The organism is Flammeovirga pectinis, from assembly GCF_003970675.1.
Taxonomy (GTDB): Bacteria; Bacteroidota; Bacteroidia; order Cytophagales; family Flammeovirgaceae; genus Flammeovirga; species Flammeovirga pectinis.
In genome coordinates this window covers 1,704,598-1,730,752 of sequence record NZ_CP034562.1, presented here as the reverse complement: position 1 = coordinate 1,730,752, position 26,155 = coordinate 1,704,598, and the positions used below count along the sequence as shown (strand labels likewise).

The 26,155-nt window shown below is 32.8% G+C and carries 20 protein-coding genes; 9 read left to right on the top strand and 11 right to left on the bottom strand.

What is annotated here, in order from left to right:
* Nucleotides 1-17 precede the first annotated feature (17 nt).
* Together pssA and EI427_RS06925 are read right to left on the bottom strand one after the other, a co-directional pair.
* A complete protein-coding gene (gene pssA / locus EI427_RS06930) occupies nucleotides 18-698 on the bottom strand; it encodes a CDP-diacylglycerol--serine O-phosphatidyltransferase (RefSeq protein WP_126613047.1) in 681 nt (226 codons plus the stop codon).
* 1 nt (nucleotide 699) lies between these two features.
* Nucleotides 700-1,341, bottom strand: coding sequence for an MBL fold metallo-hydrolase (locus EI427_RS06925; protein ID WP_126613045.1), 642 nt, complete (start codon nucleotides 1,339-1,341; stop codon nucleotides 700-702).
* 66 nt (nucleotides 1,342-1,407) lie between these two features.
* Here EI427_RS06925 and EI427_RS06920 point away from each other — a divergent pair, with 66 nt between their 5' ends.
* Both EI427_RS06920 and EI427_RS06915 read left to right on the top strand, forming a co-directional pair.
* Entirely contained in the window at nucleotides 1,408-2,493 is a 1,086-nt protein-coding gene (locus tag EI427_RS06920; protein ID WP_126613043.1) for an NAD(P)/FAD-dependent oxidoreductase, read from the top strand.
* Entirely contained in the window at nucleotides 2,493-3,743 is a 1,251-nt protein-coding gene (locus tag EI427_RS06915; protein ID WP_126613041.1) for a hypothetical protein, read from the top strand. The genes EI427_RS06920 and EI427_RS06915 overlap by 1 nt, the downstream gene beginning before the upstream one ends.
* Here the strand turns inward: EI427_RS06915 and EI427_RS06910 are convergent.
* From EI427_RS06910 to folD, 3 genes are all read right to left on the bottom strand, one after another.
* On the bottom strand, nucleotides 3,740-5,605 hold the full coding sequence (locus tag EI427_RS06910) for a TrkH family potassium uptake protein (RefSeq protein ID WP_126613040.1): 1,866 nt from the start codon (nucleotides 5,603-5,605) through the stop codon (nucleotides 3,740-3,742). The genes EI427_RS06915 and EI427_RS06910 overlap by 4 nt on opposite strands.
* Before the next feature lie 76 nt (nucleotides 5,606-5,681).
* On the bottom strand, nucleotides 5,682-6,326 hold the full coding sequence (locus tag EI427_RS06905) for a 7-carboxy-7-deazaguanine synthase QueE (protein WP_126613038.1): 645 nt from the start codon (nucleotides 6,324-6,326) through the stop codon (nucleotides 5,682-5,684).
* 108 nt (nucleotides 6,327-6,434) lie between these two features.
* Nucleotides 6,435-7,325: a bifunctional methylenetetrahydrofolate dehydrogenase/methenyltetrahydrofolate cyclohydrolase FolD gene (folD, locus tag EI427_RS06900; protein WP_126618351.1), complete on the bottom strand. Its 891-nt coding sequence runs from the start codon at nucleotides 7,323-7,325 to the stop codon at nucleotides 6,435-6,437.
* A gap of 323 nt (nucleotides 7,326-7,648) precedes the next feature.
* Here folD and aat point away from each other — a divergent pair, with 323 nt between their 5' ends.
* Both aat and EI427_RS06890 read left to right on the top strand, forming a co-directional pair.
* Nucleotides 7,649-8,353 carry a leucyl/phenylalanyl-tRNA--protein transferase gene (gene aat, locus EI427_RS06895; protein ID WP_126613036.1) on the top strand — a complete coding sequence of 235 codons (705 nt, stop codon included), beginning with the start codon at nucleotides 7,649-7,651 and terminating at the stop codon, nucleotides 8,351-8,353.
* 33 nt (nucleotides 8,354-8,386) lie between these two features.
* Entirely contained in the window at nucleotides 8,387-9,841 is a 1,455-nt protein-coding gene (locus EI427_RS06890; protein ID WP_126613034.1) for an aminoacyl-histidine dipeptidase, read from the top strand.
* 59 nt (nucleotides 9,842-9,900) lie between these two features.
* On the opposite strand, the gene EI427_RS06885 is transcribed toward EI427_RS06890, so the two are convergent.
* Complete coding sequence (locus tag EI427_RS06885; RefSeq protein WP_126613032.1) at nucleotides 9,901-10,440, bottom strand: thioredoxin family protein; 540 nt, start codon at nucleotides 10,438-10,440, stop codon at nucleotides 9,901-9,903.
* 86 nt (nucleotides 10,441-10,526) lie between these two features.
* Here EI427_RS06885 and EI427_RS06880 point away from each other — a divergent pair, with 86 nt between their 5' ends.
* From EI427_RS06880 to EI427_RS06870, 3 genes are all read left to right on the top strand, one after another.
* Nucleotides 10,527-12,680, top strand: a complete 2,154-nt coding sequence (locus EI427_RS06880) for a S9 family peptidase (RefSeq protein ID WP_126613030.1) — start codon at nucleotides 10,527-10,529, stop codon at nucleotides 12,678-12,680.
* Nucleotides 12,681-13,065: 385 nt separating this feature from the next.
* Nucleotides 13,066-14,373 (top strand): dicarboxylate/amino acid:cation symporter, encoded by a 1,308-nt coding sequence (locus EI427_RS06875; protein WP_126613028.1) that lies wholly within the window; start codon nucleotides 13,066-13,068, stop codon nucleotides 14,371-14,373.
* 120 nt (nucleotides 14,374-14,493) lie between these two features.
* Nucleotides 14,494-16,356 carry a peptidase U32 family protein gene (locus EI427_RS06870; RefSeq protein ID WP_126613026.1) on the top strand — a complete coding sequence of 621 codons (1,863 nt, stop codon included), beginning with the start codon at nucleotides 14,494-14,496 and terminating at the stop codon, nucleotides 16,354-16,356.
* A 63-nt stretch (nucleotides 16,357-16,419) separates the two neighbouring features.
* Here the strand turns inward: EI427_RS06870 and floA are convergent, their stop codons facing one another.
* Nucleotides 16,420-17,427, bottom strand: coding sequence for a flotillin-like protein FloA (floA, locus tag EI427_RS06865; RefSeq protein ID WP_126613024.1), 1,008 nt, complete (start codon nucleotides 17,425-17,427; stop codon nucleotides 16,420-16,422).
* Between the two features lie 221 nt (nucleotides 17,428-17,648).
* On the opposite strand from floA, the gene EI427_RS06860 reads away from it, so the two are divergent.
* Nucleotides 17,649-19,160, top strand: coding sequence for a peptide MFS transporter (locus EI427_RS06860; RefSeq protein WP_126613022.1), 1,512 nt, complete (start codon nucleotides 17,649-17,651; stop codon nucleotides 19,158-19,160).
* A 78-nt stretch (nucleotides 19,161-19,238) separates the two neighbouring features.
* Here the strand turns inward: EI427_RS06860 and EI427_RS06855 are convergent, their stop codons facing one another.
* The 4 genes from EI427_RS06855 to EI427_RS26135 form a co-directional block, all read right to left on the bottom strand.
* A complete protein-coding gene (locus EI427_RS06855; RefSeq protein ID WP_126613020.1) occupies nucleotides 19,239-19,985 on the bottom strand; it encodes a hypothetical protein in 747 nt (248 codons plus the stop codon).
* A gap of 96 nt (nucleotides 19,986-20,081) precedes the next feature.
* Nucleotides 20,082-21,131 carry an o-succinylbenzoate synthase gene (locus EI427_RS06850; protein WP_126613017.1) on the bottom strand — a complete coding sequence of 350 codons (1,050 nt, stop codon included), beginning with the start codon at nucleotides 21,129-21,131 and terminating at the stop codon, nucleotides 20,082-20,084.
* Nucleotides 21,132-21,134: 3 nt separating this feature from the next.
* Nucleotides 21,135-22,547, bottom strand: a complete 1,413-nt coding sequence (locus EI427_RS06845; RefSeq protein WP_126613015.1) for an SPOR domain-containing protein — start codon at nucleotides 22,545-22,547, stop codon at nucleotides 21,135-21,137.
* Between the two features lie 57 nt (nucleotides 22,548-22,604).
* Nucleotides 22,605-24,623, bottom strand: coding sequence for a peptidylprolyl isomerase (locus EI427_RS26135; protein ID WP_205727909.1), 2,019 nt, complete (start codon nucleotides 24,621-24,623; stop codon nucleotides 22,605-22,607).
* 67 nt (nucleotides 24,624-24,690) lie between these two features.
* Here EI427_RS26135 and EI427_RS06835 point away from each other — a divergent pair, with 67 nt between their 5' ends.
* The gene (locus EI427_RS06835) at nucleotides 24,691-25,995 is read left to right on the top strand and encodes a thymidine phosphorylase (RefSeq protein WP_126613013.1); all 1,305 of its coding nucleotides are present in this window, start codon (nucleotides 24,691-24,693) and stop codon (nucleotides 25,993-25,995) included.
* Nucleotides 25,996-26,155: the final 160 nt, after the last annotated feature.

The window sequence follows — 26,155 nt, the reverse complement described above, 5'->3', positions numbered from 1 at the left end:
TATGAATAACAGGAATTCTACTTTTTAAATACCATTGATACAGCTACCTGTGTAACTACAATTAGTGGTAGTGCAGCAACTTGTAAAATGAGTAATAATAAGATACTAACTCCTATTAAGATATATCTAGACTCATTCCCTTTCCATCCAAAGTTCTTAAACTTTAAAGAAACTAATGGAAGCTCAGCATTTAATAAATAAGACATCACTACAACTATTCCACTTAGAACATATTCGTTCATAATGTATGGAGTAAACTGAGGATACATATCTATAATTAAAGGTAACGATCCAATCAATAATGCATTTGCTGGCGTCGGAACACCAATAAATCCATCGGATTGTCTTTCGTCTACATTAAAGTTGGCTAACCTTACTGCAGAAAATGCTGCAATTAAAAATGCGAGGTAAGGAATGTATTCATGTACGTTTAACTGTAAAAACAATTGGTATAAGATTACAGCTGGTAAAACACCAAATGTTACCATATCTGCCAATGAATCTAATTCTTTACCAACAGGAGAAGAAACCTTCAACATTCTAGCGGCAAAGCCATCAAAAAAGTCAAACCCCGCTCCTACAATAATCATTGCTGCTCCAAGGATTAAGTTCCCTTCAAAACATTGTGAAATACCAAAGCAACCACTTAGTAAGTTTCCACAAGTAATGGCATTCGGTATATGTCTTTTTATTCCCATATTATCCTTTTACAAATGGATTACTTCTTTTCTCATCACCAATAGTTGTAAAAGGTCCATGACCAGGATATACAACTGTTTCGCTAGGTAATTTATACATTACAGATTTAATGTTATCTAAAAGTGTCTGATGATCTCCACCTGGTAAATCTGTTCTACCAATAGAACCTTTAAATAATACATCGCCACCCAAAGCTACTTTAGCTTCTTTATCAAAGAATACTAAATGACCTGGTGAATGCCCCGGAACATATAGAATTTCTAGAGTTGACTCCCCAAATGTAATTTCACCTGAGTTTTCCAACAACTCATCATGCCTAGATGTGATAAAACCAGGAATACCGTATTTTGCAGCTGATGCACTTCCCATGGCAAGCATTTCAACTTCTCCTTTAGGAATATATAATTTCACTCCAAATGTATCTTGACAGAATTTATTTCCGAATACATGATCTAAATGGCAGTGCGTATTTACTATCTTGACAACTTTTAGTTCGTTCGTTTCTATAAAAGATACAAGTTCTTTTTCTTCTGATGCATCATAGCATCCAGGGTCTACAATTATTGCTTCTTTTGTATCGTCCCATACCACATAAGTGTTTTCTTGGAATGGACTAAAGGTTAAAGTGTGAACTTTTATCATTTTGTTGCTACTTTTTCTAATCAGAATATGATATTTACAGTACAAATGTACAATTAGAATTTTAGTATGACATATACAGTTGATTATTTAATAGTAGGACAAGGCTTAGCAGGGACAATATTTGCCGAAACAGTTCAAAACAATGGTTTTTCATTTAAGATCATTGACAATGCCGCTCTAAAAAACTCTTCTCGTGTTGCTGGTGGAGTATATAACCCTATCACAGGAAGAAAGATGGTGAAGACTTGGATGTGTGATGATTTATTTGATCAACTGGAGAATTTTTATCCTCAACTAGATGAAAAGTATGGAGTAAAAAGTTTTAAACCAATGAACATTTACTTCCCCTTTGATTCTCAAGAGAAACAAACAGATTGGATTTCTGCAAGTGCTGATGATAAATATGAAAGTTATATAGAGGAATTTCATAAAGAAGGATTATACGCTGAGTATATTCAAGCTGATTTTGGCGGCATGGAAGTTACAAGAAGTGGTTATGTTGATATACCTGTATTACTTGATGCATTTAAAGATTATGCGTTGAAAAATAATCAATTGATTAATGAGGAGTTCGATTATGATCAATTAGAACAACTCGAAGGTGGGGTGCGTTACAAAGATATTACGGCAAAACATATTATATTCTGTGAAGGGAATAAAGTTGAAAGTAACCCCTACTTTACAAATCTAGATTTTAGACCTGTAAAAGGTGAGTTGCTTATGATAAAATTCAAAAATGCACGTTTTAATCATATAGTGAATAGAAACGGCTTTATTTTACCAATTGATGAAGAAGGTAATTGCAAGTTAGGAGCTACATATGAGCGAGTTGAACAAATGGAGTCTCCTACTGAAAAAGGTAAAAGGCAATTATTAGAAAAAGTAGATAATTTAGTAAATGATGAATACGAGATCCTCTCTCATTGGTCAGGTATTAGACCGGCTACGTTTGATAGAAGACCTTTTATAGGAACATCTGATAAATCTAAAAATATTCATATCTTTAATGGTTTAGGTGCCAAAGGCGTTTCTTTAGCTCCTTATTTTTCACAACTGCTCATAAATAAAATTGAGACAGGAAGTGATTTACCTTTTGAAGTACGTCTAGATCGACTTTCTAAGCAACAGAGAATTAATTTGAATACAAAATAATGAATACTCAGATAAATACTATTTTTTCAAAAGTACAGTTTAAGGCTTTACTAACTTATATTCTTACCCTTGTATTTATATTTATAGGAAGTAGTGTCAAAATATATCTTGATGTAAAACAAGAGAAAAGTACACTTGTGAAAGCATTAAAGAACTCTCAAGCCACTCTTCAATTTAAAATAGCGTCGAAAGAAATTGAGAAATCAATTGTTCAAGTGCGTAATAGTGGATTTGCGTTATATAAACTTACTCATACAGATACTTATTTTTTAAATGATAATGGTACTCCTGTACTTTGGATAAGAGATGGAAAAGAGAAGACAATTATGAATAAAACTGCTCTTTCTACCATTCCAATAACATTAACTAAGGAATTTAAAAATCCTAATTATCATATTACATCAAATACTAAAAATTGGTATATCGTTAGGCTAGCACCTGCTGTAAACTCTAATAAATCTGTAGCACTCTGTATATCACAGGTAGACCTTTGGTTAAATCAAAGTATAAAAACATTACCTCTTACTTTAATTTGTATTCTCTGTTTAACTCTATTTTATTTCAGTACAAATAAAGTTATTAAAGGATGGTTAAAAAAACCCATACTAAGCTTTATCAAACATCTTGAATACGAAAGTCAAGGTATAGCGAGTGAATTAAATAGAGACGCTCCTGAAGAATGGCAAAATTTCTTTATGGAATTTGATATGGCTTTTAAAAATCTCAACTTTTCTTCCGATGATGAGATTGAAAAAGAAACTGAAGACCAACTAAAAAGTAGATTCCACACACAATTAGAAGAATTAAGATGGGCAAAAGAACAAATTGCCGCTTATGAGAAAGAAACAAAGAAAAAGGTAGATCATCTACCAGATAATATAAGCTCTTTAATAGAAACTTTCTCTGAGGCTTCTTTAGGTATTTTGGTAGCAGATGAAGATACTATACCGATTTATGTCAATAAAACTGGTACAGAACTTTTAGGTAGAGGTGTTAGACCTAGAACTGAAGATGATGCTATGGATGTAAGAAAATTATTTATTGCGGGTACAGATGTGGAGATTCCTTTAGATAAACATCCTATGATTTTAGCAAAGAAAACAGGGAAACCTCAAACGGCTAGGCATATAGAAGCATATAACCCTGCCAATAGTGAGCGAACTCCTATTATGATGATTTCGACTTCTATTAAATCTAAAGAAACAGCTAACGAATTATTTGTTGTTTTAATTAGTAAAGACGAGGCTTAACCAACCATTACATGGGCTTCTGGATATTGGAAATTATTTGTTTTTACAGTGGAACTTAATGCTAATGCTAGTGTTAATGTTCCCACTCTTCCAATATACATTGATAGGATAATAATTACTTTCCCTAAAGAAGAAAGTTCTCCTGTAACACCCATGCTCAAACCTGCAGTACCAAATGCAGAAACTTCCTCAAAAACTAACGGTAAAATCTCAATATTCGGGTTGCCAGATTCAGTTATGGTCAGTAGAAAAATTGCTACCATATTATAAATAACAGCAAACATAAAAATGGAATACGAACGTTTAATATTCTCATCACTAATTGTTCTTTTTCTCACTACCATTCTTTGCCTACCTCTAATTATACCTATAGAGGAAAGTAAGAGAACATAAAAAGTACTACTCTTTATACCTCCTCCTGTAGAACCTGGAGCCGCACCAATAAACATCAAAAATATCATAACAATAATCGTTGATGGCTTCATGCTACCGAAATCCATAGAGTTAAACCCTGCCGTTCTTGTTGTTACAGACTGAAAGAAAGACGCTATTAACGATTCTACTAATGTTCTATCCTCTCTTAATTGATCTATTTCCAAGAAAAATAAAGCTACCATTCCTAATAAAATCAGAAGAATAGTAGAATACAGAGAAATTGAAGTTCCTATAGAATACTTTTTCCATGGGTTTTTGATTCTATCTCTAATTTTTGCGGGAGAAAATATTTCTTCAATTGTAGTAAAACCAAAACTTCCAAAAATAATAATTATTCCTATTACCAAATGTAACCCATACATGTGCCTTAAATCAACAACAGTATTTGGTGTATTAAATTGGGTGGTATCAGAAGATAAAATATAGGTATTTAAACTATCTGGAAACAAACTAAAACCAGCATTACAAAATGCAGAGACTGAATGAAATATTGAGTAGAAAACCTTTTGGAAATGATTATCAAATACTAGTGAGTTGTCCCAACTAAAATAGACAAACACTGTACCTAGGGATTCTATCAATAAAGTAAGGAAAATTACTTTTCTTAATAATCCTGTTGCAGACGATAAATCTTCACTACTTAAAACATCTTGAATAATTGTTTTATGTTTTAAGCTCACTCCTTTTGACATAAATGTGGCAAAGAAAGTAGCAAATGAAACAATACCGATACCACCAACTTGAGCAAGAAATAAGATAACAATCTTTCCTTTAAATGTAAAAAACTGTCCTGTATCTACAACAGCTAAACCTGTAACACAAGATGCACTTACAGATGTGAATATTGCATCTAAAAAACCCATTGAAGATTCTCCAATAGATGCCGCAGGCAACATTAAACAAAATGTACCAAAGAGTATAAGAAAGATAAAACTTGATATAAATGTTGTAGAAGGCTTTATTTTTAACTCAGAAAAAGCAACTGATATTTTAGTTGTCTCTATCCCTATTAAAATAATTAAATAGAGGAATAAAAAATGAGCGTAGGATTGAAATGGATTATCTAGCCATAATAACCTAAAAAGTTGCTGGATTATTCGTATGCCAAAAAAGCTATACATTAACCCATTAAAGGTAAGTAAAGTTAATAGGCAACCTTCTATCCATGTAGATTTCAGAAAAGTTAGCCGGTGATTTGAAAAAATAAACCTTGCTAAGTAGGCTAATTCATAAACGACAAAAATAAATCCGAGTACTGTTACTACGGATTCAATTTCTTCTATCGTTAAATAAAAGCCATATCTATAAAAGACAAGTCCTACTGCTATCAATGTTACAAGTAGAGATATTCTACGTTCATACTTATAAACTACCTCTTGGTATTGTAAAAGCCATTGATTAATAAAATCATTTGTATTCGAACTCATGTATTACTCAATATTATATATCAAATATAATAACATTCATGAGATCTGTTAACGAAAACTAAAGGAATATTTCTAATTAAGGAATATCAATGTACTTGTGCGTCTGTAAAGACAAGTGCCATTCTGGGTTTTCTTTTACAAATTCAACCAATAAAGGTGTAACAGTAGTTCTCTTTGACCATTCTGGCTGAATGTATAATTTACAATTTGGGTTTAACTTTTCAGAAAGATCGATTGCCCATTGTAAATCTGATTTATGAAACACAACTACTTTAAATTCATCAGCTTTATCAAATGCTTCTTCAACAGGAGCTTTAAACTTTTTAGGAGACAAACAAACATAGTCTATTTCTCCAGTGAATTTATGAGTTCCAGAAGTTTCAATATTAATTTGAAAACCCTCTTCCTTTAATCGCTTTGTTAAAGGACCAAGTTCATGCATTAGAGGTTCTCCTCCTGTAATAATAGCTAACCTACCCGGGTGGGCTTTTGCATCTTGAATAATCTCTTCTACATCTAAAATTGGATGTTTATCTTGTTCCCATGATTCTTTTACATCACACCAAACACAACCAACATCACAACCTGCTAGACGAATAAAATAAGCGGCATGTCCAGAAAAGGACCCTTCGCCTTGAATTGTATAAAAAGCTTCCATAACAGGAAGCGAGTATCCTAATTTTACTCTTTCTTTAGTAGAGTATTCTAAATGCTTAACCATTAATGTTCCTTTTTAAATATAAGAGAATAAAAAATCCTTCAAGGGGTGAGGGAACCCTTGAAGGACTCAAAGTGCAAATTTCGTAAAAAAATGCGCTTTTATCTAATTTTAAACCGTTTCCTTAACAGTTTTTCTTTTAACAGATTCTAATGTGTTCATTAACAGCGATACTACTGTCATAGGGCCAACACCACCCGGTACTGGTGTAATCCAGCTTGCTTTTTCGCTCACTTCATCAAATTTAACATCACCTTTTAAAGTGAAACCAGATTTTTTAGAAGCATCTTCAATTCTTGTAATTCCGACATCAACAATAACAGCACCTTCTTTTACCATATCAGCAGTAACAAATTCTGCTTTTCCTAAAGCTGCAATAAGAATATCAGCTTCTAAGCATTCTTTCTTAAGGTCTTTAGTACGGCTATGCGTTAAAGTAACAGTACAGTTGCCTACTTTACTGTTTCTTGACATTAATAAACTCATTGGAGTACCCACAATGTGAGAACGACCAACAATAACACATTTCTTACCAGAAGTTTCAATACCATAACGATCCAATAATTGGATAATACCGTATGGTGTTGCCGGAAGGAATGTAGGTAAACCTAACATCATTTTACCCAAGTTTGTAGGATGAAATCCATCTACATCTTTATTTGGGTCAATTGCTTCTGTTACCTTCGTCTCGTTGATATGCTTAGGAAGTGGCAATTGAACAATGAAACCATCGATATCATCGTCGTTATTTAACTTATCGATTGTTTGTAATAGAGCTTCTTCAGAAATATCTGCATCAAACTTACAAAGTGTTGATGTAAACCCAACTTGCTCACAAGATTTTACTTTATGATTTACATAAGTTCTACTTGCTCCGTCTTCACCAACTAAAATAGCGGCTAAATGTGGTTTCTTGCCTCCTTTGGCAGTCAGTTTTCTTACTTCTTCGGCAATTTCTAGTTTGATTGCATTTGAAGTTGCTTTTCCGTCAATTAGTTGCATTGTCTTTTGTTTTCGCACTCTAAAAAAGATTAGTTATGCAAAAATAGTGACTTTGGTTACTAAATCATCACTTTACTCAGATTAATTTAAATAATATTTATAATTAAGTGGTCTATCTATATAGATAACGCACTTATACTTTATTACAATAACACTACTTTATACTTTATTTAAGGTGCAAAAATGGATAATTTACTCGTTAACAACTCCAAAATATACAATTGACTGTACTCCCTACTTAAAATAAAAAACCTCTCGTTCTTTTTTTAGTTTCTTTGTTGTAAATTGACTGCCGAAATAATAATTTTGATGAAAATTTAAGTATGCCTATTTTTCAATTAGAAGATAATAATAATCAATTCCCTCCTGCACGTATGACCGACGATAGTGGTATTCTAGCTGTTGGCGGTGATCTTACACCAGGACGAATTATTGAAGCATACGCAAGTGGAGTATTTCCTTGGTTTAACCCTGAAGACCCACTTTTATGGTGGTCTCCAGATCCAAGATGCGTACTCTACCCCGACAATATAAAAGTATCAAAAAGTATGCGTCAACTTCTAAGAAGAAAAACGTATACAGTAACTTTTGATCAAGCTTTTGAAGATGTAATCACTTCTTGTCAAGAAATCTTTAGACCAGACCAAGGCGGAACTTGGATTACAGACGAAATGAAAGCCGCTTATGTACATTTACATAAAATAGGTTTTATGCATTCTGTAGAAGTTTGGGATGAAGATGAACTTATTGGAGGTTTATACGGTGGAGCAATGAATAAATGCTTTTACGGAGAATCTATGTTTTCGAAAAAAAGTAATGCCTCTAAATTTGGTTTTATCACGCTTTGTAAGAATTTGATAGAACAAGGATATGAGCTTATTGATTGTCAAATGCATACAGATCATTTAGAAAGTCTTGGTGCAGAAGAGATACCGAGAGACGCTTTTTTACTTTATGTAGAAAGGAACCAACAAAGAGAATTTAAGAAAGTAGATTGGAATTCTATTTTTAGAACCGATTTTTACTAATCTTTATAAAATACATACTAACACATATATATCATGAATAAGGAAGTAGCACAGTTAAACCCTGTACAGATTTGGGAGAACTTCGAAAAAATGAATGAAGTACCTCGTGGATCAAAAAAAGAAGAAAGAATTATTGCTTTCACTAAAAAATTTGGTGAAGACTTAGGATTAGAAACCATAGTAGATAAAACAGGTAATGTAATTATTAAAAAGCCTGCAACACCTGGTATGGAAGACCGTAAAGGAATTATCCTTCAGTCGCATATTGATATGGTCCACCAAAAAAATGCTGATACAGATTTTAACTTCGATACTGACGGTATTCAATCTTACATTGACGGAGATTGGGTTAAAGCAAAAGGTACAACATTAGGTGCGGATAACGGTATTGGTGCTGCCACTATTATGGGTGTTTTAGCTTCTAAAGATTTAGTACATGGACCAATTGAAGGTTTATTTACTATTGATGAAGAAACAGGCATGACTGGTGCTTTTGGTTTAGAGGGTGGTATTTTAAAAGGAGATATTCTTTTAAATCTTGACACTGAAGATGAGCATGAGCTTTGTATTGGTTGTGCTGGAGGTATAGATACGAATGTAAATTATACCTATGACGAAGTTGCAGCTGAAGGTACTGCTTTCCATATCCAGATTAAAGGATTAAAAGGTGGTCACTCTGGTTGTGAAATCCATTTAGGAAGAGGTAATGCGAACAAATTGATGAATCGCCTACTTTGGAATACTCGTCAAAAATTTGGCTTAGAAATCGCTCAAATTGATGGTGGTTCTTTAAGAAACGCTATTCCTAGAGAGTCTTTTGCTGATGTAGTTGTCGCTCCAGAATCAGTTGAAGAATTTAAAACATATATTAGTGCATTCGAAAAAGAGATCAAAACGGAGTTACATGCAACTGAACCTAATTTAGTTGTTGTGATTTCTGCAATTGACACTCCTTTTAAAGTAATGGATGTTGCTGCTCAAGATGCTCTCTTAAGTGCTATTTATGCCGCTCCTTGTGGTGTTGTTAGAATGTCTGATGATTTAGAAGGTTTAGTAGAAACTTCTACATCTATGGCAAGAGTAAAAGTTGGAGGCGGTAATGTTTTAGTACAATCTTTAACACGTAGTTCTGTAGATACGGCAAAATTTGATGTTACAAATCAATTAGATGCTGCTTTTGCAATTACAAAAGGCAATGTAGAACATGGAGGTGCTTATCCTGGATGGACACCAAATGCTACTTCTCAAATTCTTGAGGAAATGAAAGAAATTCATCAAGAATTATTTAATAAACCAGCGGTTGTAAATGCCGTTCACGCTGGTTTAGAATGTGGAATTATTGGTAGCCACTACCCTAACTTAGATATGATCTCTTTCGGACCTACTATCAAAAACCCTCACTCTCCAGATGAGATGTGTGAAATTGATACGGTAAGTAGATTTTGGGATTATCTAAAAATCACTTTAGAAAAAGTAGCAAAAAAATAAATAAAATAGAGATTAAGGATGTAGGTAATTAAATCAATTTACTATGTCCTTAATCTTTTTTACTTATAAGGTGATTTATAGGTCTTCTGGAAATCAGAAAAAGATTGCTTTTCTAAATCGGCTTCTTCAAGATAAGATAAAACCATTAGCATTTTTTCTTTATTTTGATATCCTTGAATAGGAATTGGCTGAGTTAACAGTTCTTCATCTTTCCCAACAAATAAAACAACAACCGTAGGATAACTCATATTACCATCAAGTAAAGTTGATGCTAGTTCGTGATAACCTGTTCCCTTTTCTTTATGATATATAAAAGTTTCATTTTGAAAAGTAATTGGTGCTTTACCTTCGGCATCTAATTTCACTGCATAAAAATTGGCATTCATGTAGTTTATTATTTTTGGATCTGTAAAAGTTTTACGATCCATTTTTTTACACCATGTACACCAATCGGTATATATATCAATAAATATTTTCTTAGGCTGTTTTTTATTTTGATGTATTGCTTCTGTAAATGATAACCAATTGATCTTTTCTTGGGCATATAAATCAGTTACTTGGCAGATGAATAGAATAAAAAGGAAAGTTATTTTTTTCATAGCTTAAATATCACCAATAAAAAGAATAGACTGATGTTAATAGTAATATTATAACATCATTTAAATCCATATCAATTTAATTTCTAATGAATAAATTATACAAATTAACTACCCTTCTTTTGATGATGCTTTTAACTGTATCTACAGTGAATGCCCAAAAGAAAACGTTAACGCTTGAGGATGCTATTGTAAAAAGATGGTCTCAATTTTATCCAGAACATATCACTGTTCAATGGCGCCCAGACAGTAAAGGGTATTACATTATCAATGAGGAAAATAGAATTGTTGAAGTTAACGCTAAGAAAGGCACAAAGAATATCATTTTAACTCTTGGAGGGTTAAAGGGTTCTCATAACGACCTTTTAAATATTAGTAGATTACCTAGATACAAATGGATTACTAAAAATAAATTTACTTTCAATTTAGAAAATAAGATTTATGTAACAGATGTTACTACTAAAAAATCTGAGCAAACTACTTCTTGGAATTTAGAAGGAAAACATCAAGATGTAACATCAGATAGAAAACAAGCGGCTTACACCATTGATAATAATCTATATATTTCAATTGGAAATGAAGAAATTCAATTAACAAATGAGCCAAATAAAGAAATCGTTTTTGGACAAACAGTTCATAGAAACGAGTTTGGTGTAAATAAAGGTACGTATTGGTCGCCAAAAGGAACTGCATTGGCTTTCTATAGAAACGATCAAACTATAGTTACAGATTATCCACTTGTAGATCTTTCTACTCGCCCTGCCACTGCTAATCCTATAAAATACCCAATGGCTGGACAAAAAAGTGAGGAAGTAACTTTAAAAGTATACAATACTGTCTCTAAGAAAACAATTGATATTAAAACAGAAGGCCCTAAGGAGCAATACTTAACAAATGTAGCTTGGAGTCCTAACGAAAAATCAGTTTTCATTGGTATCTTAAATAGAGACCAAAATCATTTGGCATTAAATGAATATAATGCAGAAACTGGTGAATTTGTGAAGACTTTATTCGAAGAAAAAGACAGCAAGTATTTATCACTGACACACCCAATGGAGTTTTTACCAAACTCTAGCGATAAGTTTATTTGGAGAACTGAAAAAGATGGTTTTGAACACGTTTATCTTTATTCTACAGATGGTAAACAATTGGCTCAAATTACAAAAGGTGATTGGGTAGTAATGGATGTTTTAGGTTTTGATAGAAAGAATCAAAATATTTTTGTTTTAGGAACTGATAATAACGGAATGGACCGTCAGGTATATAGAGCAAATATTAAGTCTCAGAAAGTCACAAAAATCACAAAAGAATCTGGTGTTTATAGCGGTGTGAAATATGATGCTTCTAGTAATTTACTTTTCGCCAATTTCACAAACTTAACAACGCCAAATAAAGAAGTGATTTTTGATACCAATGGAAAGGTAATTAAAACTATTCTTGACGCTAAAGATCCATTGGCAGATTATAAGGTCTCTCCTATTGAACTAAATACAATTACTGCTGCAGATGGTAAAACTGTGCTAAACACCCGTATGATTAAGCCGTCTAATTTTGATGCTACTAAAAAGTATCCTGTAATTATGTACGTATATGGTGGTCCTGGTGTACAATTACTTACAAACAGATGGCAAGGCGGAGCATCACTCTGGATGCAAAAAGCAGCACAAGATGGTTACATTATTTATACTGTAGAAAGTAGAGGTTCAGAAAACAGAGGCAAAGACTTTGAACAAGCTACACATTTACATTTAGGAGATGCTGAAATTGCAGATCAGTTGAAAGGTGTTGATTCTCTTAAAACACTTTCTTATGTTGATGCAAATAAATTAGCTATCCATGGATGGAGTTTTGGTGGTTTCATGACAACCTCTCTAATGACAAAAGCGGCTGGTACTTTTAAAGTTGGTGTAGCTGGTGGTCCTGTTATGGATTGGGGCTTATATGAAATTATGTATACTGAAAGATATATGTCTACGCCACAAAAGAATCCTAAAGGATATGAAAAGTCTTTATTATTAGACAAAACACCTCTTTTAGAAGGTAAATTATTAATTATTCATGGTTTGATTGATGATGTAGTGGTACCTCAACATTCTTTCCTATTCTTACAAAATTGTGTTTCTAATGGCGTACAAGTTGATTTCTTTACGTATCCTGGACACCCTCATAATGTAAGAGGTAAAGATAGAGTCCATTTAATGAAAAAGGTATTGATGTATATTGATGATAATATCAATAGATAATAGTTTTAGATAGTGCTAAAATAAGAAAGTGTGGCTTTTAAAAAGGTCACACTTTTTTTATTGGTTCTTTTTGTATTTTGTCAAGTAGTAATTAGTATCTGATAAAATTATATGCTGGTTTTTATAAATAACAATACTATAACTTTTCACTATTGTAAATGTCCATCCGTTTAAATCGTCTAGATAGTTTAATAAACGTGAAAAAATATAATTTTATTAAACTAGAATAGTAACTTGTACCGTGTTTGTATACAATAACAATTGTCATCAAATACAACAAAGTGAAACAATGTATTAAAAATCACATATTCAGTGATTTATCTAAATATAGATAGTTAAACTACATTAATTAATAGCAGCACAATAATTTAAGGAAACGTTTAGCATGAAAAAACTCGCACTTCATTGGAAAATAATCATTGGTATGGTTCTAGGATTACTATTAGGACTTTTTATAAGTTTTACTGGTAATGCACAGTTTTCTAATGATTGGATTAAACCATTTGGAACTATATTCATTCGTCTTCTTAAATTAATTGCAGTACCGTTAGTATTAATTTCATTAATCAACGGTGTCGCTTCTATGACTGACTTATCTAAACTTTCTAAGATGGGTGGTCGTGCTGTATTAATCTATTTAGCAACAACAGTATGTGCTATTTCTATAGGTTTAGTACTTGTAAATGTATTCCAACCTGGTGCAGGATTTTCTGAGGAAATGAGAGCAAGCTTTTTAGAAAGATTTGCAGATAGTGCTTCAAATAGAGTTGCTCAGGCAAGCGAAGTACAATCAAGAAGTCCTTTACAACCTCTATTAGATATGGTACCTGGTAACATATTTAATGCAATGAGTAGTAATAGTAATATGCTTCAAGTGATTTTCTTTGCCATCTTATTTGGTATATCATTAGTAGCAATACCTACAGAACATGGCAAAGCAGTAAAAGACTTTTTTGGGAGTTTAGATAAAATCATTTTAAAAATGGTTGATCTAATTATGAAATTCGCTCCTTATGGTGTTTTCGCTTTAATTGCATCTCTTATCACTGACTTCACTGGTGATGATCCTTCTAAAGCAACAGAATTACTGCTTACTTTAGGCTTTTACTCTTTAGTAGTAATAATGGGATTAATGATAATGGTAACAGCCGTTTACCCAACCATCTTAAAAGTTTTTGCTAAAGTAAATTTCTCTAGATTTATTAAGGGTATCTTCCCTGCACAAATGATGGCATTTTCTACAAGTTCAAGTGCAGCAGCATTACCTGTAACAATGAAACAAGTGGAAGAAGAATTGGGAGTATCTGAAGAAACAACAAGTTTTGTACTTCCATTAGGTGCTACAGTTAATATGGATGGTACTAGTTTATACCAAGGTGTAGCAGCAGTATTTATTGCACAAGTTTTTGGTATTGAACTCACAATGATGGACCAAGTTTCTATTGTAATTACAGCAACGTTAGCTTCTATTGGTTCTGCTGCCGTACCTGGAGCTGGTATTATTATGTTAATTATTGTATTAGAACAAGTTGGTTTACCTACAGAAGGTATTGCTCTTATTCTTGCTCCTGATAGAATTTTAGATATGTTTAGAACAGTAGTTAATGTAACAGGCGATGCTACAGTAGCTATTTTAGTAGATAAATCTGTAGGTAATCATCCTGCAATTGAAAATACTTTAGAAGAGGAATAACCTCTAAAAGAGAAAAAAGATAACGTAAAGGCGATCAATACGATAAGTATTTGATCGCTTTTTTCTTATCAATTCAAAATATACTTACTTTTGCACCCTCATACTCGTAACTTTGACGCAATGAAGTCTTTAGAATTATTAGCTCCGGCTAAAAATATTGAAATAGGTATGTCTGCCATCAATCATGGTGCAGATGCTGTATATATAGGTCCAAAAGCTTTTGGTGCCCGTGATGCCGTTGGAAATAGTATCCAAGACATCGAAAAGTTAACAAAACACGCTCATCGCTATAACGCAAATATTTTTGCAACGATGAACACTCTTCTTTTTGATAATGAAATAGAAGCCGCTCATAAACAAGCTTGGGATCTTTACCATGCTGGTGTTGATGCAATCATTATTCAAGATATGGGTCTTTTAGAGATGGACTTACCTCCTATCCCTTTACACGCAAGTACTCAAACTCACAACTATGATTTAGAAAAAGTTGAGTTTCTTGAGAAAGTAGGTTTTGACCGTGTCGTATTGGCACGTGAGTTATCTATTAAGCAAATAGAAGATATTGGAAAGAAAACAAATGTAGAATTAGAAGCTTTTGTCGCTGGTGCACTTTGCGTTAGTTTAAGTGGACAATGCTATATGAGTAATAATGTTGGTGATCGTTCTGCCAATAGAGGTGCTTGTGGGCAACCCTGTAGATTGCCTTTTGATTTGGTAGATAATGCTGGTCAGATGTTAGCAAACCAAAAACATTTACTTTCTCTTAAAGATCTGAACTTAGAAGATTATGTACTTCCACTTGCAAGAGCTGGAGTAAAATCTTTTAAAATTGAAGGTAGATTAAAAGACGAAGCTTACGTAAAAAATATGGTAGGTAACTTCCGTAAACGTATTGACTTTGTACTAGATAAATATGGAAATGAGTTTGTAAGTGACTCTCAAGGTAAGACTATTCTAGACTTTGAACCTGCTCCTGAAAAAACATACAATAGAGGTTTTTCAGATTATTTCTATAATGATAGACACACTGAAATTGTAAACTACGATACGCCAAAAGCAATCGGAGATAAAATTGGAGTGGTTAAAGAAGTAAAAGCAAATCAATATTTAATAGATACTGATAAGACTTTAGTTCCTGGTGATGGTCTTTGCTTTTTAGATAAGCATGAAAAACTACAAGGAATGAAGGTTGAACATGTAGATAGCGACGGATGGATAAAAACATCTTTAGTAATGGGTGTTCGTGTAGGTGCAGAAATCTTTAGAAACTTTGATCAGCAATTCAATAAAGAATTAAAAGCTGAAAAAACTGTTCGTAAGATAGAAGCTGATGTTGAAATGAAATGGGAAAACAGTACGGTATCTTTAACGATTAAAGATATTTACGGTAATTCTTACACAGATAAATACAAAGAGGCGTTTGAAGTAGCTTCAAATAGAGAAAAGTCTGAAGAAAATATGACTAAATCTCTCAAAAAGTCTGGGAATACAATCTTTTTAATAAATGATGTTACTTTACCAAAAGGTAATTTACCATTTATTCCAGGAGGTCGTTTAAATCAAATGAGAAGAGATTTGATCGAAGCTTTAGAGGCAAAGAGGAATGCCGCTTATAAACAACCTGCTCGTTGGAATACAGAAATTGATGATACTTTCCCATTCCCTCAAAAAATTCAAAAATGGGATCATCATGGTAATGTATTAAATAAACTGGCAAGAGGTTTTTATGCAAAACATGGTGTTACAGAAATAGAAGAAGGTTTTGAAGGTCGAGAAGATAAAAGTAAACTACGTTTAATGACCACAAAACATTGTTTACGTTATCAAATTGGTATGTGTGACGAACATGAAACATTTGTTACTCCACCAGAAAACGTACAATTCCCTCTTTATCTTAAACAAAAGAAAAATCGTTATAAATTAAAATTCAATTGTAAAGATTGTGTAATGACGATAGATGATTCTCCAGAAGAATTAGTATAAAAAAACAAGGGTTACATCTCAATAAGAAATGTAACCCTTTTTTATGTCTAAACGATAAATAGATTATTCATCATCATCATCTGCACTATTTTTATGGAAAGTTTCATCTTCTTTGCTAGACTCTGCAATAGAGTCTCTCATAGTAGTATCTGCCTGAAGGTTTTTAAGCTTATAGTAATCCATAATACCTAAATTCCCACTTCGGAATGCTTCTGCAATTGCACGAGGCACTTCTGCTTCAGCTTCAATCACTTTAGCTCTAGACTCTTGTGTTTTTGCCTTCATTTCTTGTTCAACGGCTACAGCCATCGCTCTACGCTCTTCTGCTTTCGCTTCTGCGACTTTTAAATCAGCATCTGCTTGATCAATTTGCAGTTTAGCACCAATGTTATCTCCAATATCAATATCTGCAATATCAATAGATAGAATTTCAAAGGCTGTTCCAGAATCTAATCCTTTCTCTAATACTAAACGAGAGATTTTATCAGGATTTTCTAGTACTTCTTTATGCGATAATGAAGAACCAATAGAAGTTACAATACCCTCACCTACACGAGCAAGAATTGTTTCTTCACCAGCACCACCAACTAATTGAGCAATATTTGCACGTACAGTAACTCTTGCTTTAGCAACAAGTTGAATACCATCTTGTGCCACTGCAGATACATTAGGCGTATTAATTACTTGAGGGTTTACAGAAATCTGTACTGCCTCGAATACATCTCTACCAGCTAAATCTACTGCTGCCGCTAATTTAAACGACAAAGGAATGTTCGCTTTCTCTGCCGAAATTAAAGCTTTAATCACAGAAGGAACATGACCACCTGCAAGGTAATGAGATTCAATCTCTTCAGTTTTCAAATCTAACCCTGCTTTAGTTGCAGTAATCATTGAGTTAACGATAATTTTTGGGGGTACTTTACGTATTCTCATAGTTACTAAGCTTAGTAAACTAATTCGGACACCAGAAAAAATTGCTGTAATCCAAAGGTTGACAGGAACAAAATACATTAATGTAAAAAAGCCTGCTATACCTAGAACTAAAAATACAGCGATAATTGATAAGCTCATTTTTTAATTTTAGTTTATATTTAATCAATAATATTACTTAATCTGAAAGATAATACATAATAATGATTGTTTTGATGTCAAATATCAACTTTTTATATCTATAAATTTTACCATATTTGTGATACAATTATTTTTAAACTCATTTTAGTGGTAATTTATACCCTTCTTTAGTCAAAAATATTTCAATTAAACATTTTACTAACCATAATTAAAAGTAAATCGTGAGTAAATCAGCTTCACAAAGTCACCCTAAAGGACTTTATACTTTATTTGCAACCGAGTTCTGGGAAAGATTCAGTTACTACGGTATGCGTGGATTTTTTGTGTTATACCTTACAGCAACACTAGCAAAAGGAGGATTTGGATTAGAAAAAACCGAAGCATACAGTATCTACGGTATTTTCACAGCATTGGTATATGTAACTCCAATTATTGGAGGTATTCTAGCAGATAAGTTAATTGGGCAGAGAAAATCAATTTACGTTGGTGCTCTTCTAATGGCTATTGGTCAATTTATCATGGCAATGTCTGTAACAGATATGCATGATCTCTTTTTGACGCGTCAGATGGCATTGTACTTAGGTCTTGGCCTTCTTATTACTGGTAACGGTTTCTTTAAGCCAAACATTTCTACAATGGTTGGTGGTTTATATAGTGCAAATGATCCAAATAAGGACAACGGATTTACAATTTTCTACATGGGTATCAACTTAGGTGCTTTTGTAACAAACTTTGTAGGTGGTTCTTTAGCAGAAAATGTAGGCTGGCAATATGGCTTTATGGCTGCTGGTTTCGGTATGGTTGTCTCTACTATCTGGTTCTTCATGAGAGAAACTTCTGTAGTTAGTGGAGAAACTGGTCTTCCTGTTGGTTTACCACCAAAAGATGATCCCCACAAAAAGAATAAATTAGAGAAAAAAGACTGGACGTCAATCCTTGCTTTTGTAGTTGGTTTAACTGTTTTCTCTTATATCATTGTTCATTTTTTAATCAATGTTGATGCAGATATCATCAATACAGTTGTTGGTATTATCGGTATTGGTGGTCTAGGCTACCTTAGTTTAACAATCTATCAAAATACTGAAGGTGCAACACAATGGAGCCGTGTAGGTGTAATTTTAGCTTTAGCAATTTTCAATATCGTATTCTGGTCTGGCTTTGAGCAAGCAGGTACATCTTTTAATACTTTTGCTAATGAATATACTGATAGAAATGTAATGGGATTTGAAATTCCTGCTTCATGGTTCCAATCTATTAATGCTGTATTCATTATTATTCTAGCACCTTTATTTACAGTTATCTGGGGAAAGCTTTCTGATATGAAACTAAACCCAAGAACACCTTATAAATTTGCTTGGTCATTAGTTTTCTTAGCAATTGGATTTGGTATTATGGCAATTGCTAATGATACATACACTGCTTCGAATGCATTAATTTCTCCAATTTGGTTAGTAATGGTTTATTTCTTCCATACTGTTGGCGAGTTATGTATGTCTCCTATTGGATTATCAATGATTACTAAATTATCTCCTCCAAAAATTGTTTCAGTAATGATGGGACTTTGGATGGGATCAATTGCATTAGGTAACTTCTTTGCTGCACAGATGACTGCAATATCAGAGTATTATGAATTTGATACCTTCTACTTTATTACAGTTTATGCATTAGTGGCAGCGGCATTAGCCTTTGTTGTTTCTCCATTCTTAACAAAGATGATGAAAGGTATTCACTAAGAATATTTTTTAAAAACATACAAAAACGGGTCTCGATAATAAATTTATCGAGACCCGTTTTTTTTATTATAAATATTTTTACTTCTTCGCTACTAATTCAATCTGATGAGAAGCCTCTTCCATAAAATCAATTTCATGCTTATTCATCGGCATTCTCCTATTAAACTGAATTTTATTTTGTACAGAAAATATCTCATAGTCCCCTTTAATCATAGGAATTTGCAAAGCAACCTCGTCTAAAGCTTCTTTAGATTCGTCATATTTTTTATTTAAATAACCAATAAAGTCATATTCTTCGGTGGTCTTATTTCTGACAAATACAAAGAAACCTTGCTTTTGTATTTTTTTACTATTTGAGTAAAACACTACATTACCAATGTTTTCTCCAGCCTTTAAAGGAGCTTCAACTTCTGCTTTATGATCTTTAAAAATAACCGTATGAGTGTATGCACTAAATACTTCGGTTAAATCATGATTGATGTCTAAAAACACTTTCTGGAATTTAGCCTTGCCATTTTTCACATCGCTAATAGTATACACTGTTTCTAGGTAAGCATCGTTATCATAAAATACTCGAAGAACTTCTCCATCTTTCACAAATACGCGTGCATTTTGGACTTCACCATCTGTATGGTGCTCAAATTCTTCTTCAGAAGGCATAATTACCCATGCCTCAAACCATCCATTCTGAGGAGAGGGTAATCTTTCTGCATTTTTCTTGTAAAATTTTTTCAGATCCTCTGTACTCTCAAAATTCTGAGCAATTGTGTTATTAAAATTAGACAGAGTGAATAGAACAATAAATGAGCAAATTAGGTTTTTCATAATGATAATAGAGTTAATTAGGTCTTCCTAAAATTAACGTATTACCATTAAATAGAATAATCAAAATTGATATAAACGCTACTTAATAAAGAAGGTCTAAACTTCCCATTTTTTATCTTTATCATAAAATAAAGTACCTGATGAAACTGTTAATGGCGAATCGTAATTATTGTGATACAATTGCCCTGTTCCTAAACCGTGTGGCTTATCTACTATATAGTTAGCGGTAAATTGTGCAATTGCATTTAAGCCTATGTTTGCTTCTAAAGCAGAAGTCATCCACCAAGGAATATTTTGTTTCTCTGCAAGTTCTATCCAAGTATTAGATGCTTCTAAACCACCTACTAAAGCAGGTTTTAAAATAATATATTGAGGATTAATTGTCTCTAGTAGCTTTTGCTGTTTTGCTTTTTTTACACCTATCAGCTCTTCATCTAATGCTATTGGAATTGGTGTTTTGCTACAAAGCTCTGCCATTTCTTCCCATTGCCCTGCCCAAATTGGTTGTTCAATTGAATGTAGAGAATAGGCAGACAATCGTTTTAGCTTTTCCATTGCCTCATTAACAGCAAATGCTCCATTTGCATCTACACGTAATGTAATTTCTTCTGGAGAATATTCAGACCGTATATACTTAAGTAATTGTAGTTCGTCTTCAAAATTTAAAGCTCCTACTTTTACTTTTATACAATCAAACCCTTTGGCCAATTTTTCATCAATTTGTTGTTTCATGAAAGCTTTATCCCCCATCCAAACTAACCCATTAATAGGAATTGGTATTCCTTCATAAAAGCTATTCTTATAAATCTGTTTTTGTCCACCATTAGATAAATCCAGCAAAGCCGTTTCTAATGCAAAGAACATACTTGGATACACTTCCTTATCTAAAAAATCACTCAATGTAGCAAAAGATAAAGGCAATTTATTTATCTTTTCAAGAACAGATTGTAAGCGTTCTTCATAATCATCAAAATGATCAATACTTAATCCTCTTAAGGTATTGCACTCACCCCATCCAATTATATTCGGTTCATTTATATCATATACCGAAATTAGAAAGCAATTTTTAGAAGTGATTGCACCTCTTGATGTTTTTGCAGGGAAATTAAAATCAAGTACTCGCTTTTGATAATTAAATTGTAACATTATTTAAAGGGCTGATGCAGGTTCAGATATTTGGTATTGTTCACCTAAACGGAATTTACTTAGCTTTTCAACTAATTCTTCATCCGTATGTATTCCTTGTTTAATATTAGAAATTTTACCTATTTCTCTATCATTCTGAAAAACAATAGACTCAGGCATTTCTCCCATTTTACGTGTTTCTGGATTTCTTCTTCTTATTTTATAGATAAAAGCATCTCTTGCACCTAATAAAACTTTCTCTACTGATGCGTTATTTAGATAAGATGAATAACGTGTTTTAAAAACTCTATCCGTTGAGCTTTCATCATTAAAGTTTTCTAACTGGTACAATAAGTTTCCTCTATTTGTATCTGTAATTAGAATCTCTAATTCTGTTTCACCTCTTTCTATTAAAGCCGACTTCCCTCTTAAACTTTCCTTTGTAGAAAAATCGACAGCAATTAAGCGTTCTGTAGTTTTTAGATTGTTAGGTAAAGCAGCAAGTAATCTATGTACGCTATTGTAAGTTTCGATAGATTGTTCTTCCCCAACTAATTTCACCATTTCCTTTAATACATTCACATTATTCTCTGTGGATTGCACCAAAGCTAGAATTAGTCCAGAACCAGATTCTTGCACCGCATAAGACTTTAATGCCTTAGGATTAATTGTTACTATATGTCCAGACATATCCCAATTATTACCAGAAGAAAATGCTTCCATTTTCTGAACATTATACTTTTTAGAATTTAAAATTCGTTCAGCAATTGTCTTAGCAACCTCATCACCTAGCTTATGTTTCTCGTGTAATTTTATAAGATGAATAGTTACTGTATTTCCATATAAAGGATCTACATAAACGCCTTCAACAATCTCTTCTACATTTTTTTGAAATTGTCTAATTGATAAGCCACGTGGTAAATCAAAAGATATGTTTCTGCTAACAGTACTCTGCCTATGATTAATATCTTGATAGTAATGTAAAGATTTCACACTTTTCAATCTATAATAAGATGTATAAGGTAACTGAGAAACAAGATCTAAAGCACTCCAAGTAACTGGATAATTTTCAATTTCATCTTCTTCAACTTCCATTAACTGCTTTTGCAATTTATTGTAATTTTGAATTTCAAGATTACTCATTCTATGGTTATCCTCAATTGTCATTTTTAAAGACAATGCATCTTCAAGAGTTCTTTCTGCACCAATCATTATGTGGTACCACTTTCCACCTTCTTCAGAATTTTGAGAAATTGTATAGGGTTCTAATCCCATATCTGATACACGCTCAAATGCATTTTCTAAATTATCATATTCTCTAAAAGAGGCTATTTTAATAGAAAAAGGCTTTTCAATATCAAACTGCTCTACAGAACAACTTGCGAATAGAAAAATATATAAAGAAGAAATGAAGTACTTTGTAATAGAGATTCTCATCGAGACACAATAAGTTAAGTATATTTATGTGTGCAAAAATAGGATAATTCTATCAATTTATTGTGCAGACGCTAATATATCTTTAACAACCACCACTGAATCCATCTTATCACCATATTCAAGTTTGTGCATCACATCTAATCCTTCAACCACTTCAGCAAAAACTGTATATCTACCATCTAAGTGATGAGTAGGAACTTCTGTAAAGAAAAACTGACATGATTCAGTATCTTTCCCTGCCGATGCAATACCTAGCGATCCTTCTTTATATTCCAATAAAGAAAACTCTGAAGGGATAGAGTAAGGTAAACCACCAAAACCATCTCCACGAGGATCTCCACCCTGTGCTACAAAATTTGGCACCATTCTATGAAAGAATAAACCATCATAAAAATTTTGCTGTACAAGATCCACAAACATAGCAACAGTAGCTGGAGCTTCTTCTACTTTAAGTTGAATTGTAATCTCTCCTTGGTTAGTATATATTTTTGCTAAATGATTTTCTTTAATATGCTGAATCATTTCCCATTTCACTCCTACATTACTTTTAGGCGCAGAGTATTTATAAGGTGTTTTATTGATTGCAGCAATAGCTTTTTCTATTTCGATAACTGCTTCAACTTGTAAAGGAATCTCTAAATTATTTTTCACGCTATCCATTTGATTTACTGATGGATAATACTTCTTAAATTTAGCTACGTTTGAAGACATAAATGAACAAATAGTATAAATCTGCCCTACGTCATTTGTAAGTAATGCGTCAACTAGAATTTTATTTAATTCTTTGCCTTTTGCAGAAGAAAGTGATTTATGCTTAGCGTAATTTGCAGTAATTATTTCAATAGCCTTAGTTTTTAATGGTGTTGAGGTAGTCGTTTTCCACGTATCAAAAGCTATATTTTTCCCTATTTTTGATTCATTCATTGCTTCTAATAACAAGCATTTTTCGTATACAGAGCTTGAATTATCAAAAAGGTCTTTTGCAAAATTATATATTTCAGACTGCTTATTTCTTTCTTCCATTACAGCCTTTAAAGCTTTTGCTCTTGGATTAGGGTATTTAATTCCTTTGGCAATTTTATATACTTTTTTTGATGTATTCCACCCTAATTTTCTGTACAAAACATCCGCAGCTACAGTTGCAACAATTGGATTCTCATTCGCTAAGAAAGAAATGGTTTCATCAATTACAGTAGTATATTTTACCGCTTCCGTTGAACGGATTGCATTTATTAAAACTAAAGGAGATTTCTCCGTCGATAGAATTTTTTGTAAAGCAGTTGCACTTCCATTTGCCTTTGAAAACGCTTTAATAGCCAATGCAAAGTTTGCACGTATTAATTCATCTTCGTTGCGTCTTGCCTGATCAAAAATATTAGAACTAAAAACTTCTAAAGTATGCTCTGAATTAAGTTTCCCGAAAAAAGAGCTACACCATTCTCTTGTTTCATCATCTTCCATGCCCTCAGAAAAGCTTCTAGAATAAATTCTCATCACCTGTAAGGCAGCATCTAAAGATGTACTTTTTTGCCATATAATAGCTTTGTATAATCCTTTAACAATTCCTCTTTTAATGGGTACAGATAGGGTTACAAAACCGGTCATAAATACAATTACTCTATCCGTTGCACACATTCCTAATGCTTCGAAAAGATGTTCTACTACTTCTTCATCAGCTTCATGCATTACGATATAATTAATAAGAAAATCGTTTAATACCGGTGAAGATATTTGACCTATAGCGAAAGCTGCTGCAATTTTCAAAGAAATATTATTTTCTTCTTCTAAAATCTTTTTACAATAAGGTAAGGCTGTTGTATCTTGTATAGACCCAAATGCAATTAATGCTTCTCTTCTATATTTTAAAGAATCTGATGTTAAATATTCTGCTACTCCTAAAGTGTTTCTCTGATCTCTTAGATTATAAATATCCCTAATCTTTGAGTCTTTGAACTTATTATCAAAGTGAATTATTTTTTCTTCATTTAGGTTTTCATCTTGTGTACACGCTGATGTGAATACACATATAAACACTAGTAAAAAATTTAACTTAAAAGAGTAATTGAGTTTGCTCATTTGAATTGATTTTGATTGATTCAGTTAAAAATAACCAAAATTAATTCTCATATCAAAATTACTATTTATGAGAGCTGTAGATATAATAGCAAAAAAGAGAGATAATATCTTATTATCTGACGAGGAATTGAAGGGCTTTTTAGAAAGCTACCTTAGCGGTGAGACCACTGATTATCAAATGTCAGCCTTTTTAATGGCTGTATATTTGAACGGTCTATCGGAACATGAATTAAAGACACTTACGCAAACCATGCGAGACTCCGGTGAATTAATAAAATTAAATGGAGTTGAACGTTTTCTTATAGATAAACACAGTACAGGCGGTGTTGGAGATAAAACAAGTATTGCACTTGCTCCTCTTTTGTCTGTATTTGGTATTGGTACAGCAAAAATGTCTGGCAAAGGTTTAGGGCACACTGGCGGTACACTAGATAAGTTTGAGGCTATTCCAGGTTTTAAATTCCCAGCTACCGAAGAAGACATGGTAAAAACCATTGAACATACTGGTATTGGAATTATGGGACAAACAGAAAATGTTGTTCCTCTAGATAAAAAACTTTACGCTCTAAGAGATGTAACTGCCACTGTTAGTAGTTACCCTTTAATTGCTTCTAGTATAATGAGTAAAAAACTTGCTGTAAGAAGTGATGGTATTATCCTAGATGTAAAAGTTGGCGATGGTGCATTCATGAAAAACTTAGCTGATGCTCAAAAACTAGCCAATATTATGCGTGGTATTGGAGAAATGTTTGGTAGAAAAGTTCATATTGTTTTAAGCGGTATGGAACAACCTTTAGGTGATGGTATCGGAAATGGTTTAGAGGTTTACGAAGCAATTGAATCTTTAAAAGGCAACGGTCCAAAAGACTTCGAGAAACTTATTACCACTATTACAGGTATTGCTCTTGTACAAAAAGGAGATGTAAGTTCTATAGAAGAAGGTGTAAAGCTAGCCGAAGAAAAGCTGCATACTGGTGAAGCAGTAAAAGCATTAAGAGATTTTGTAGAAGATTGTGGTGGTGATCCATCTTATATAGAAAATCCAGAGAAATTTTTAACCGCTACATACACTTTAGACGTTAAAGCGGAACAAGATGGTTATATCGCTTCTTTAATGGCCGAGAAAGTGGGTAATTCTGCTATGCTTCTTGGTGCAGGAAGGGAAACTAAAGAAGATGAGATTGACCATGCTGTGGGTATTGTTCTAAAGAAAAAAGTAGGTGATAAAGTTTCTAAGGGTGACACTTTAGCGATCATGCATTACAATCAGAAAAATCAAAAATTAGAAGATGCAATCGCACTTCTTTCAGGTGCATATGGTTATAGTGATAGTTTAGTGAAAACACCAGAAGTTATTCTAGACATACAATAACATTAAATATAGCGGATTGATTGCTAATAAAATTTAACCAAACTCTTAAATCAAAGAGATGATTTAAGAGTTCGTCAATCAGTTCGTTAATTTGTAAGACCGCACTTTTAAAGTGTAGTCCAATTATAAAATTTATCAAAAATATATTAATAATTTTCTC